At 70.9% G+C, this 12,147-nt stretch carries 8 protein-coding genes and 1 pseudogene; 1 reads left to right on the top strand and 8 read right to left on the bottom strand.

Going from position 1 to position 12,147, the window contains the following annotated elements; all coding sequences use genetic code 11:
- Window positions 1-225: 225 nt before the first annotated feature.
- Both AC08OT_RS02580 and AC08OT_RS02575 read right to left on the bottom strand, forming a co-directional pair.
- Window positions 226-4,737, bottom strand: coding sequence for a cation-translocating P-type ATPase (locus tag AC08OT_RS02580; protein ID WP_476602496.1), 4,512 nt, complete (start codon window positions 4,735-4,737; stop codon window positions 226-228).
- Between the two features lie 133 nt (window positions 4,738-4,870).
- Window positions 4,871-6,025: a hypothetical protein gene (locus AC08OT_RS02575; protein ID WP_476593599.1), complete on the bottom strand. Its 1,155-nt coding sequence runs from the start codon at window positions 6,023-6,025 to the stop codon at window positions 4,871-4,873.
- Window positions 6,026-6,213: 188 nt separating this feature from the next.
- On the opposite strand from AC08OT_RS02575, the pseudogene AC08OT_RS02570 reads away from it, so the two are divergent.
- Window positions 6,214-7,090: pseudogene (locus tag AC08OT_RS02570) on the top strand (SDR family NAD(P)-dependent oxidoreductase).
- Here AC08OT_RS02570 and AC08OT_RS02565 read toward each other — a convergent pair.
- From AC08OT_RS02565 to AC08OT_RS02540, 6 genes are all read right to left on the bottom strand, one after another.
- Complete coding sequence (locus AC08OT_RS02565) at window positions 6,978-7,997, bottom strand: LLM class flavin-dependent oxidoreductase (protein ID WP_476593600.1); 1,020 nt, start codon at window positions 7,995-7,997, stop codon at window positions 6,978-6,980. The pseudogene AC08OT_RS02570 and the gene AC08OT_RS02565 sit on opposite strands and share 113 nt — an antisense overlap.
- Before the next feature lie 122 nt (window positions 7,998-8,119).
- A complete protein-coding gene (locus tag AC08OT_RS02560) occupies window positions 8,120-8,698 on the bottom strand; it encodes a hypothetical protein (protein ID WP_476593601.1) in 579 nt (192 codons plus the stop codon).
- A 105-nt stretch (window positions 8,699-8,803) separates the two neighbouring features.
- Window positions 8,804-9,880, bottom strand: a complete 1,077-nt coding sequence (locus tag AC08OT_RS02555) for a hypothetical protein (protein ID WP_476593602.1) — start codon at window positions 9,878-9,880, stop codon at window positions 8,804-8,806.
- 138 nt (window positions 9,881-10,018) lie between these two features.
- Entirely contained in the window at window positions 10,019-10,504 is a 486-nt protein-coding gene (locus tag AC08OT_RS02550; protein WP_011434820.1) for a hypothetical protein, read from the bottom strand.
- Between the two features lie 356 nt (window positions 10,505-10,860).
- Window positions 10,861-11,640 carry a hypothetical protein gene (locus AC08OT_RS02545; RefSeq protein WP_476593603.1) on the bottom strand — a complete coding sequence of 260 codons (780 nt, stop codon included), beginning with the start codon at window positions 11,638-11,640 and terminating at the stop codon, window positions 10,861-10,863.
- A complete protein-coding gene (locus AC08OT_RS02540; protein ID WP_476593604.1) occupies window positions 11,637-12,116 on the bottom strand; it encodes an OmpA family protein in 480 nt (159 codons plus the stop codon). The genes AC08OT_RS02545 and AC08OT_RS02540 overlap by 4 nt, the downstream gene beginning before the upstream one ends.
- Between the last annotated feature and the right edge of the window lie 31 nt (window positions 12,117-12,147).

The following is a 12,147-nucleotide window of genomic DNA, read 5'->3' as shown; positions in this document are numbered from 1 at the left end:
TAAGGTCGGCCAACGTCTTCTCGGCGCGTTGAGAATATTTTCGTGGAGCCGCCGACGGGTTTCCAACTAGCGTGCCACGGCTGTTGCCACGTAGGCGGATTATCCACGACGGCAGAGGCAATGCTAGGAATTCGTAATGAAGTAATTAATGCAAGCCAATATGCGTCTTCGCAGGTCACGGGCTCGCGAGGACCCCGAAGTGAACAAGTTATTTCATTCCGAATCCTAGGTGGCGGACTGGGGCCTGGAGGGGGCCTGGAGGAAGAAGGAGAGCAACGTCCCCGCCAGCGACGCGCCGATCGCGATCGACCAGCCCACCGGACCGAGCGGGGTGCAACCGAAGAACTGGCTGACGCCTGGCATCTGCACGATGGCGGCCAGGACGACCGCCGAGGCGACGATGCTCAGCAGGACCGTCCGGCTGCGGCCGCCGACGAGCAGTGTCTGGCCCAGTTGCGAGCCGACGAGCGCGGCGAGGCCGACCGTGTTCGCGTGCCGTCGGCGCCCGGTGAGGCGGGCGGTGATCCAGGCACCTGCGGCGGCGAGGGTCGTGGCGACCGTCCGCACCGCGATCTCCCGGTTCAGGGCGGTACCGAGGGAGCGCTCGGGACCCTCGCCGAGGAGCTGTCCGGTCACCTCCGGATCCGGCTCGCGCAGCGCGACGGCCAGGGCCGGGGCGAGATCGGTGAGCAGATTGACGAGCAGCAGTCGCCGCGCGGACAGCGGCGATCGCCCGGTGGCCATGGCGCCGAGGAGGATGAACGCGATCTCGCCGAGGTTCCCGCCCACGAAGATGCCCAGGGCCTGGCGGACCGAGGCCCACATCGAACGGCCCTCGACGAGCACGTCGATGATCGTGTCCAGCTGGTCGTCCGTCACGATCACGTCGGCGGCGGCCCGGGCCGCCGGCGTGCCGCGCCGGCCCAACGCGAGGCCGACGTCGGCGAGCCGGATGGCGGGCGCATCGTTGGCGCCGTCGCCGGTCATCGCCACCGTCTTGCCCAGCCGCTGGTAGGCCTCCACGACCCGCACCTTGTGCAGCGGAGTGCCCCGGGCGATCACGGCCACCCTGGGCAGGACCGCGTCCAGGGCCTCGTTGTCCATGGCCTCGAGCTCGGCACCCGTCAGCATGATCTGGTTGTCGGTGAGCACTCCCAGCTCGGTGGCGATCGTCCTGGCAGTGGCCGGATGGTCTCCGGTCATCATCAGCACCTGCACGCCCGCGGCGCGTAGCGCCTCCAGCGACGCCCCGGCCGTGGTCCGGACCGGGTCGGAGAGGACAAGGAAGCCGAGGAAGGTCAACTCGGCCACGCTGTCATCGGTGAGTCCCTCGTCCGCCGGTCGGGGCGCGGAACCCAGGTCGCGATCGGCCACCGCGAGGACGCGGTAGCCCGCGCCCGCGAGCCGGCTGTGCTCCTGGATGAGCTTCGCCCGCCGGCAGTCGTTCAGCGGTGCCGTGCCGTCGGCGGTCCGGAGGCGGACGCACCGTGGCAGCAGCACCTCGGGCGCCCCCTTGACGCTCAGCAGCGTGGTCGTGCCGGCATCCCCCACTGCCGCGTGGTAGCCGCGGCCCGGCTCGAAGGGAAGCGAGGCCGTCGGCGACCACACGGCGAGACCGTACTCGCGGGTCACCGCAGCCGCGGCCGCTCCCTTCTGCACCGCGCGGTCGGTCGGATGCGGCAACTTCTTCTTTCCTTTGCCGCGCGGCGTGGCGCGTAGCCCGGCGGCCAGCACCCGCCGATGCGTCGGTCCGAACTCGGTCGCCGCAGCGGTATGCGTGCCGTCCGAGACGGCGTGCAGGCGGATCCTGCCCTCGGTGAGCGTTCCGGTCTTGTCGAAACCCAGCACGTCCACCCGGCCGAGGGTCTCGATGGTGCGGGGGTTGCGTACCAGCGCGCCCCGCGCCGAGAGCCGTCGGGCGGCGGAAAGTTGGGCGGCGGTGGCGAGGAAGGGCAGCCCTTCGGGCACCGCCGCGACGGCGAGCGCTACCCCGGCGCTGAGGGTGTCCCGGATCGGCAGGCCACGGATCAACCCGGAGGCCAACAGTGCCCCGGCGGCGCCGAGCGCCACCGGAATGGTGAGATCGGTAATTGTGGACAGTCGCGCCTCGACGCCGCTGAGCCGGGCGGGACCGGCGGTCGCGGCCATGCTGCGCCCCGCCTCGGTGGCCGGGCCGGTGGCCACCACCACGCCGGTGCCCCGCCCGCCGGCGACGGTCGTTCCTTCGTAGATCATCGAGGAGCGGTCCGCCAGGTTGGCGGCTGCTACTGGTCCGGGCGACTTCGTGACCGGCATGGACTCGCCGGTCAGCGACGACTCGTCGACGTCGAGTCCCGTCGTCGACAGGAGCCGGCAGTCCGCGGGGACGACATCCCCGGCCCCGACCATGATGATGTCGCCCGGGACCAGGTTGTCCGCCGGCAGCTTGGTCTCCTCCCCGTCCCGCAGCAACCGGGCCGGAACCGCCGAGACAGCGAACAGTCGGGCGAGCGCCCGGTCCGCCCGTAGCTGCTGGACCGCGCCGGCGAACGCCGAGCCGATCGCGACGCTGAGCACCAGACTGGCGTCCAGCACGGAACCGGTCGCGGCCGACAGCGCGGCGCCGCCGAGGAGGACGGGGGTGAGCGGGTTGGCCAGCTCGGCCGCGAACGCCCGGACGAGGCTGGGCGCGGTCGCCTGCATCGACACCGCGCCGTCCTGGCGGCGTCGCGCCGCATCCTCGGTGGACAGTCCACCCGGGCGGCTGTCCAGCCGAGCCAGGCAGTCCTCGGCTGGCAGGATGTGCCACGGGGTACGGGGGACCGCGAGCGGCGGGGGGCGGCGACCCAGTTCCCGCGCCGCCCAGATCCCCTCGCCGAGGGCGGCGGTGACCGCCGCGGTGACCATTGTCATGGCCCGGGACACCAGCCGCGAGTCGGCCCCGGTGAGCATGGCCAACGCGCCGGCACCCGAGCCCACCTGGGCGAGCCGCACCGCGTGCTGGCTCACCCGGGCGGCCGCGGCGACCGCCTCGACCACGAGGCTGGCGGCGGCCAGGTCATTCCCGACCAGGATGTGCGCCCCCCAGACCGGCGAGCCGTCGTGGCCGTTCACGCCGACGCCGCAGTCCGCGGTGCCGACCGCGGCCCGTCGGCGGGACACGACCAGGACGCCGCCGCGCTCGGCCTGCAGACCGCGGATCGCGCCGACGAGCCGGTCCCCCCCGGGTACCCCGGGAAGGTTGGTGTCCTCCGCTGTTCCGCCGGCGCCGGCGGGAAGGTCACCGGCGACGAACACCGCCCGCCCGGAACGGCGGCAGGCGGCCAGCAGGTGGTGGCTCCCCTCCGCCCGCCCGGGTACGATCGACACGATCGCCATCAGCCTGCTGCCCTGAGCCAGACCGAGCACCGTGTCCGCCCCGGACCGGGCCAGTTCGCGGCGCTCCCGGACACCGGTCCGGCCGCGCAGGCCGAGCTGTTCCACCGGCCCGAGGGCCCAGCCCTCCGCGGTGGCGACGGTGCTGATACCGGCCGGACGGAACAGGGCGTGCGCGCGGACCGCGACGTCGCTGCGGTCCGCACCGGCCAGCGGCACGACGTCGGCGATGATGCGTTCCTCGCTGCGCAGGACGTCGGCGTCGATGACGATGGTGTCGACGCGGTCGAGCACCCGCAGGGCCGCCGAATCCATGACGTGGACGCAGCGACGCGCCAGGACGCGGGTCAACTGGGCGGCGAAGCCCTCCCGCCCGACCCGGGCCGGGCGTGGCAGCGAGGTGGCGGCCAGCGCCGCGGCACGGCGCGGATTCCCGGTGGCGGCGGTGGCGGCCGCGAACCCGCCGAGTCCGGCGAGGTCGGCGTAGCGCTCCACGGGACCGTCCGGCAGCGGCCGCGGCCGTTCGGTCACCACCGGCTCGGCCGCGGCCCAGTCCGGATGACCGAGCAGCTCGTCCCGAGCCGCCAGGAAGGTGTCTCGGCGCGCACGCGCCTCGCCCAGCATGACCATCCGGTAGCCGGCGTCGACCGCGAGACCGAGATTCCCCTGCGCCAGGGCGAGGGCACCGGCATTGACCAGCCTGAGGACGACGTCAGCCCGGCCCGCGCCGAGCATCTGCTCCACCCACCGGCGTAGCCGGGGTTGAGTGTCGACGAGGGTGACCAGCGATGCGATCTCGATGGGCAGCGGCACCGCCCGGGCGAGCCGGCCCGCTGACGCCAGCGCGAACGCGACCCCGTCGGCGGCCAGTGCCGTGGCCGTCCGGCGGATCGGCGCCGCGAACCTCGGTACCGCTCCCGGCCTCGGTTCGAGCGCGACGCCCTCCACCCGGCCGAGGGCCGCGACCAGATCGTCAAGGGCGGGGGGCGGTTCGGCGAGCCCGATCAGGACACATTGCAACGGCTCGTTGACCCGGGCCCACGCCACCCCGGGCTGATTCTCCAGTACTCGTTCCACCTGCCGGCGACGGGATTCGCCGGCCGGCCCGGAGATCCCACGGACCCCGAGACTGAGGAGGCGGTAGGCGCCGGCCTTCTCCCGCGGTTCGCCGGCCGCCGTGGAGCCGGCGATCTCGTGATCGACGCTGTCGTGATCGACGGCGCGGGGCGCGGGGGGCCCGAGTGCGGGGGAACCGGGCTTCGAAGCCGGACTCCACCCGGTCCGGGCATGGGCGAGAACCGTATGGGCGAGAACCGGCTGGACCACCGCCCCCAGGAGGGCGCTCGGCACGCGCAGGACGGTCCGGGCTGCGGGCAGACGCATCCGCGCGGCCTCCTCCTCCTCCTCCTCCTCATTGCGTGATCATCGCGTGCGGCGGGCGCGGGCCACGGCTGCCTCGTAGTCCTACCGACTACCCTCTCCGCCCGCTTACTAACTGATCGTTCTAGGCGGTCGGTTAGAACGAGGACCGGACGCCGTGGCTCTGCACCGCCCCCCGGGCGGTGGCCAGCGCCCGGGGCGAGAAGATGATGTTGGACTGGTCCATGAAACTGAAGGCGAACAGCCCGTCCAGGCTGAGCTTGCGCGCCTCGTCGCCGGCGAGCAGGGCGTGCATGTCCGCGTCCCAGACCGCCTGCGACCCCGACTTGAAATGCGCCACCATGACCGGGCCGTACTGTCCCAGCAGCTTCGTCATGTTCCGCACGTCGGCGGCGTTGGAATCGTTCCCCATCGCCTGGAAGCTCTGGAAGTCCGACGCCCGCAGCACGTCCGCGAAGTGTGTGATCAGGGAGCGGCCGTCGCCCTTCACCGGATCGTCCCAGCGGCTCTGCCAACCGCCCCAGCCCAGCGACACCCGGGCGTTGGGCGCCCCGGCATGGAAGATTTCCTGGGTCGCCAGGTACCGGTCCTGCAGAGCCCGGTAGTAGTTCGTGGTCTCGGGCGTGGCGGCCCACTCGTTGGACTGGCACGGATATGTCTGCAGCTCGGTGAAGAGCGTGACGTAGAGCGCCGGGCCGTTCGCGGGCCCGGCGAAGATCGAGGCGAGCTCGCGGGCGTCGGCGAGAAAGGCGCCGGACAACGGGTACTCCCGGCCGCAGGCGGGGCCATGGGAGGTCTGGAAGGTCCCCACGCTGCCGGTGCCGTCGAGCCAGACGACGAGATGAATGCCGTGTCCGGAATGGTAGACTTCGGGAATCAGGTCCGCCTGCCACTTCCGTAGGAAGCTCAAGTCGCCTGGGCCATTGTACCAGGTGGTGAGAAAGTCCAGGTCTCCGGCGAGCGGCGAGGCGAGGGCGCTGTCGAGCGCCGGCCCGAGGCCGAAGCGCAGCTTGCCCGGCTGGGTCGCCGGGACGGGTCGGATTCCCGCCGCCAACTCCCGCCGCCAGGGGCCGGGCCGCGGATCCCCGTCAGCGAGTGGTCCATGGGCGTCGTGTGGTGTATGGGCGGCGGGTAGGCCGGGAAGACTGACCGCGCTGGTGGGCCCTGGCCTGTCCGGGCTGCTGTCGTTGTGGCCGCGGTGTTCGTGACCGAGGGTCGCGACAAGAACGGCACTCATGGCGAGGAGGACGAGTACGCCGGGATGTCGGGACAGTCGACTACGTATGGACACGATCCTCCTGCCGCGGCTGCCGGGTAGCGGCGAAAGTGTAGTTGATTAGACGCGCATCGGAGTTATTTTTTGCGGGCGAGTCGAGCGGAGCGGGTGAGGGAATCCGACGATGATGGCGTTTCCTGGCATCGCCCCGTGGCGCGCCTGGCGCGCCCGCCCGCGCGGAACCCCGGCTGAGCAGGAGAAGCATGACCGCCGACCCGGATCTTCGGATGAGCACCGCTCTCATCACCGGCGCATCCTCGGGCATCGGCGCGGCGTTCGCCGAGGCGTACGCGGACCGTGGAGCCCGGCTCGTCCTCGTGGCGCCGTCCGAACCGAAGCTGTGGATGGTCGCGGAGCGCCTCGCTGCCCGGTACGGCACCGAGGCGCACGTCATCGCGGTCGACCTCGCCGACGAGCGTGGTCCGGACCGTCTCGCCGAGGCGGTCGCCGAAGCGGGCCTGGAGGTCGACATCCTCGTCAACAACGCCGGGTTCGGGACACGCGGCCCTTACCATGAGCTGTCCGCCGACCGGGATCATCGTGAGGTGATGCTGAACGTGGTGGCCGTCGAACGGGTCGCGCACCTGTTCCTGCCGGGCATGGTGGCCCGGGGCCGCGGCACGGTCATCAACGTCTCCTCCACCTCCGGGTTTCCAGGCCGTCCCGTATATGGCCGTCTACGGGGCCTCGAAGGCCTTCGCCCTGTCGTTCTCGATCGGCCTGTGGGCCGAGTACCGTCGGCGGGGGGTCCGCGTCCTCGCGTTATGCCCCGGACCGACCGACACCGAGTTCTTCGAGGTGCTGGGAACCCGGATGTCCGCCGGTGGCCGGTTGCGGACCACGGACGAGGTGATCGCCACCGCGTTCCGTACCCTCGACCGCGGCCAGGCGTATGTCATCGACGGACGGCTGAACTACCTGGCCTCCAATGCCTCCCGACTGCTGCCGCGCGGACTGGTTGCGCGGATCACCGAACGGGTACTGCGCCCCGGCCGCTCGCGGCCGCCGGACCCGCCGACGTCAGTCCGCCGAGTTCGGCTACCAGCTCGTAGGAGCGGATCCGGTCCGCCAGCCGGGTGACGTTGGTGACGACTATGACCTCGTCGGGGCCCGTCTCGTCGAGCAGTGCGTCGATCCCCGCGCGAACCGTCACTGGGGAGCCGACGATGTGCGAGGCGGTGGCGGCCTCCGCGATCGACCGCTCCCGCGAGGTCCACGGGTAGGCTGCGGCCTCCTCGGGCGAGGGGAACACCCCGGGGCGGCCGGTACGCAGCCGCAGCATCGCCAGCCGCTGCGGTCCGGCCAGCCACTCCGCGCGCTCGTCGTCGGCGGCGCAGAATACCGCGGCGGCGACGAGCGCGTACGGTCGCTCCCGGCCGGGCGAGGGACGGAAGGACTTCCGGTAGAGCTCCAGCGCCGGCACTGTGTTCACCGAGCTGAAATGGTGCGCGAACGCGAACGGCAGGCCGAGCATGCCGGCCACCTGGGCGCTGTAGCCACTCGATCCCAGCAACCAGATGGGCGGCACCTCGGCCCGCGGGAACGCGGTGACGCCGTGCCTTGGGTGCGAGTCGGGGAAATCCCCCCCGGCCAGAAAGGTCGTCAGTTCGGCGAGCTGCGCGGGGAAGTCGTCGATGGCCGGCAGGTCGCTGGTGCGGCGCAGAGCCCGGGCGGTCGCGGGATCGGTGCCGGGAGCACGGCCGATACCCAGATCGATCCGTCCCGGGAAGAGGGTGCCCAACGTGCCGAACTGTTCGGCGATGGCGAGTGGCGCATGGTTGGGCAGCATCACCCCACCGGACCCCACCCTGAGGGTGGTGGTGGCCGCGGCAACCTGGCTGATGAGGATCGAGGTCGCCGAGCTTGCGATCCCCGGGATGCCGTGATGCTCGGCCAACCAGTATCGGGTGTATCCGAGCCTTTCGGCATGTCGGGCGAGTTCGAGCGTCCCGCGGACCGCGTCGGTGGCGGGGACGCCGGTGCCCATCGGGACGAGATCCAACACGGACAAGGGGACAGGTCGGGTCGGGCTCACGGCTGGTTGCAACGAAGCATCCGGCCGCGCTCTTCCCCGGGCACCGGGTACTTCCCCGGGCACCCCGGGGGCCATCAGCCGCCGACCGTCTCCATGTAGTCCTCGGCCACCTCGTCGAGATCGTCCGTCGGATAACCGAGGGCGACGCGCACCCGCCGCCGGCCGACCAGCAGGAGATCGAGCATGAAGTCGGGGACCGTGGCGTGTTCGCAGCGGTGGTAGCCCATGGTGAACCAGGCGTGGGCGTCGGTGAGCAGGCCGATTGACTCCAGGCTCTCGGCCACGGCCTCGTAGACGCCCGGATCGACCGACCGGGACGCCTTCAGCTCGGCCCGCAGCGCGGCCGCGTCGTCCGGCTGCCCGTTGCGCAGCAGGCCGTCATGCAGCCAGACGCGGGGATCGACCAGGCAGCCGCCGCCGTCTGCCACCGCCGCCCGGTAGCAGCGGATCGACTCGTCCCAGTCGTCCGCAAGCCCGTACTGGCTGCCCGCGTCGACCAGCAGGGACGCCCGGGTGACGCGTTCGCCGTGCGTCTCGCTCTGTTCGGCCAAGGCCTCCAGAGTGGCCGCCGCGCCGCGATGGTCGCCGTTTCCCGCGGCCTTGAAGACGATCTCGTCTACGTCGTCATCCGAAAGGCCGTCATCCGAAAGCATGGGAATAGTGTCACTCCCGGTCGTGGGGTCGGCACGCGGGTGGCGTGCTCGTCGATGGCGGTCTCACATGCTACCCGTCGGCCGGATCAGTGCCCGTCGGCCGGATCAGGATCGACGGGCCATTTTGAGGGTCTTCTCCAACTGGTCGCGGTCCACCTCGGCGACCCGGCCGTTCGTCGGGACGGTCGGGATGTGGCCACCGCCGAGGACGAGGTCGGTGGTGTGTCGCAGGCCCATGTCCTTCTGCTCCACGTCCAGGATGGCCTCCTCGACCCGGTGGAGCTTCTCGATCCTGGAGACCTTCGCCTCGACCTGGGCCGCGACGATGCGCAGCCGCCGTTCGGCCTTGGCCAGCCGCCGTTCGAGTCGACGGTCGACGATGTTGGGCATCGGCTCGTCCCGTTCCGTCGGGTCGTGCAGGTAGAGTTCGACCGCGACGGCGACCAGCGGGATCAACGCCTGGAACACGATCATCGCGCTGCCGGTGCTCTCGCCGGCCGGTCCCTGGGTGCGTACCAGCACCCCGGCGATGGACAGCAGCAGGAAGATCGCGGTGGTGAGGGTCAGGGCCAGCGGCGACGATTTCGACTCCACCAGCTGCTCGCGGATCTCCGGATCGATCTTGAATCGGCCCGCGTCGGCGTCGGCGAGCATCTGCTTCTGGGCCCGCGCGAGGATCGACGCCTTGATGCCGTGGGCGAGCGCCACCCCGGCGATGAACACGGCGACCCCCAGCAGGCCGCCCAGCCACCATTCGGGCCTGTACCCGCCGACGTCGGCGAGGACGGAGTAGGACTGGGCGAAGACGTAGAAGTCCAGCGCCGCGAGCACCGTCAGCACCGCGGCCCGGGCCGGGCCCGCCAGCGCCATCTGCGGGATGCGTTCCTGCACCCCGACGCTGCGCCACAGCCGGCCCTGTTCGACCTTGTTCTTGATCAGCTCGGTCCGCTGCTCCCGGCGTTCGGCCCGGGAGTCGATCTCCATCCGGAGTTCGGCGATCAGCTCTTCCAGGGTCCGCCCGTCGGCCCGGACCGCAGCGCGGACCTCCTGGACCTCCGCGTCCTCAAGGCTCTTGAGGACCTTCGGGCGGGTCTCGGCGCCCGCCAGTGCGATGTCGGCGTCTCCCACCCGGCGGATGAGCTGCTTGGCCAGACGCCCTGGCTGGTTTCCCCTACGCAGCACCTTGGAGGTTCCTACTTTCCGATCTCGGTCCTTCCGGGTTCGACCGGACGGGTTCGACGGGACATTCGACGAGAGGTTCCACGGAGCTGTCGGCGGCGTCGTCGGCTGCTGGTCGGTGTGGTCGGTGTGGTCGGCGGGTCAGTCGATCGGACGGGCGAAGGTGCCGCCGACGAAGCAGAGCATGGCGCAGACGATGCCGAGCACCGAGGCGACCATCGCCTCGCGCGCACCCTGGGCCTCGTCACCGGAGAAGACCATGGTCAGTACGAGCGTGCCGACCCCGACGACCGCACCGACGGCCCCCAGCAGGAATCGTCGCTGGATGGTCTCCCGCGGCGGCAGCCTGGACAGCGCGTCGATCGGGGCGATCCGGCCAGCCCGGGCCTGGTTGCCCACGCGACGGCGGATGTCGCGCAGTCGGAAGGTGTTCCCGGTGATGAAGAAGCTGAGCGCGGTCACGATCATCGAGCCGGTGACGGAGACCTTCGCGAACGGCGACGACAGGGTCAGCCAGACCCAGATCTCCAGCACCGCGAGCATGAGCAGACAGCTGGTGATCACGACCGTCGAGCGCATGAGGGCCGGGCTGAAATGCTGCTCCTCGGGCTCGTGAAGAACACCCATGGGTCGCCTCCTTGCGTGGGTTTCCACCGGTGCTGTCGCGATCATCAGTGGCTCGGATGTGTCGGCGTGGTGCGCGCCGCGGCGGATGCGGGCGGGGTGTTCCGGGATCTCGGGTGCCCCGGCGACGGTCGCGGCTGGACCGGAAGTAGCGGTGAGAGTGGTCAATGCAGTGCCGCTTTCGACGGGACCGGGCTGGTCGGGGGCATGAGGATGACGACGCCGGGTGTCCGGTCGGGGCGGAGCCGTCCTAGCTGCAGTCACTGCTGATCCGTCGGCACAGCTCGCCCTTGAGATAACGGGCGAGGTCCTGCTGCGGGCGGTCCGCCGATCCCTCGTTGACGCCGATGAAACGCACCTTAGCCGTTTCCGACGGAGGTGATCTGCTTCGTCTCGACGCACCGTTTGACCAGTGCCTCGGCGATCGACACGGAGGCCTTCTTGCCGTCGACGTTGAGGCAGTCGGACTCCTGACCGGTACCCAGGAGGTCCGTCCAGACCAGCACGGTCACCTCGTCGACCTTCACGTCGGGCGTGGAACGGACGGCGTTGATCTCATCGTTGATGCCGGCAAGCAGGCCCGTCACGCTGCCCTTCGGGCTGATCTGCTCGGTTTGGATGATGTGGTCGATCTCCTGGCTGAGCACCTTCGACGCGGCGAGCCGGTCCTTCTCCTCGCGCTGGTCGTTGTTCCGAGTGATCTGGAACATCCGGTCGCCGTGGAAGCAGTCCGAGTAGGTCATCGGGCCGCCGCCGCTGGCGACCAGCCGGATGTACTCGCCGTTCTCCAGCGCGGTGTCGAGATAGGGCTGGGCCCGGGCGGTCACCCGCCCGGCCGTCTCGGGTGAGTTGTCGGACAGGTCGAGAAGGATCAGTAGCAGGGATGCGCCGTTGTCCGGCGCCTTCTCCTGGTATCGGGTGCAGTCCAACGGAGCGGAGGCGTCGGCCTTGCCCAGTAGACCGCCGGTGTTGCAGGCGGTGAGCATCGGCGCCGCGAGCAGCGTCGCCGCGACCAGGCCGGCGAGCCGCCTGCGCCGGACCCGTCGCCGCGGCCCGGCAACCATCAGATCGTCCTTGGTCGCATCCTCGGCCGCCGCCGTGGGAGCGACGGGAACAGCGACGGGAACATTGCTCGTCATCGCAGCACGATCTCCACTCGGCGCCGGCTCGCGTCGGCGACGCCGTCCTGCGCGCCTTCCTCGCCCTTGCCCTTGACCTCCAGCACCGAGCCGGGGATGCTCTGAGTCGCAAGCCACGACTCGACCGCCCTGGCGCGATCCTGCGACAGCCGTAGGTTGTCCTCGGTCCGACCCAGCCCATCGCTGTACCCGATGACCGCGATGTGGCCGGGGTGTTCACGGATCGACGGCAGGATCTGCCCCAACGCGGTCACGGCCTCCCTCCGGAGCTCACTGCTGTTCGAGTCGAACAGGTAGTCGGCGCTGACCGTCGTCACCTGGCTGCCGTCCGGCTGGGTGATGAACTTGCTCAACGGCGGCAGGGGATCAGCCTCGACGGCGGGCGCGATCCGGGTGGCCCGTGGCACCGGGGTGAACGAGGCGGTGTCGCCGCCGCTGGAAGAGCACCCGGCCACGAGCATCAGTGCCGCTGTCATGACCACGCCCGCGCACGCGCGGGCGGCCGGA

This window comes from Frankia sp. CgJB1, assembly GCF_977947065.1.
Note: the sequence above shows the minus strand (reverse complement) of the source record. Positions and strands in the feature narration are given on the sequence as shown.

Coding starts and splice junctions, on each gene's coding strand:
- AC08OT_RS02580 (WP_476602496.1), bottom strand. CDS start 4,737: ATGCGTCTGCCCGCAGCCCGGACCGTCCTGCGCGTGCCGAGCGCCCTC.
- AC08OT_RS02565 (WP_476593600.1), bottom strand. CDS start 7,997: ATGGGCACCGGCGTCCCCGCCACCGACGCGGTCCGCGGGACGCTCGAA.
- AC08OT_RS02560 (WP_476593601.1), bottom strand. CDS start 8,698: ATGCTTTCGGATGACGGCCTTTCGGATGACGACGTAGACGAGATCGTC.
- AC08OT_RS02550 (WP_011434820.1), bottom strand. CDS start 10,504: ATGGGTGTTCTTCACGAGCCCGAGGAGCAGCATTTCAGCCCGGCCCTC.
- AC08OT_RS02545 (WP_476593603.1), bottom strand. CDS start 11,640: ATGACGAGCAATGTTCCCGTCGCTGTTCCCGTCGCTCCCACGGCGGCG.
- AC08OT_RS02540 (WP_476593604.1), bottom strand. CDS start 12,116: ATGACAGCGGCACTGATGCTCGTGGCCGGGTGCTCTTCCAGCGGCGGC.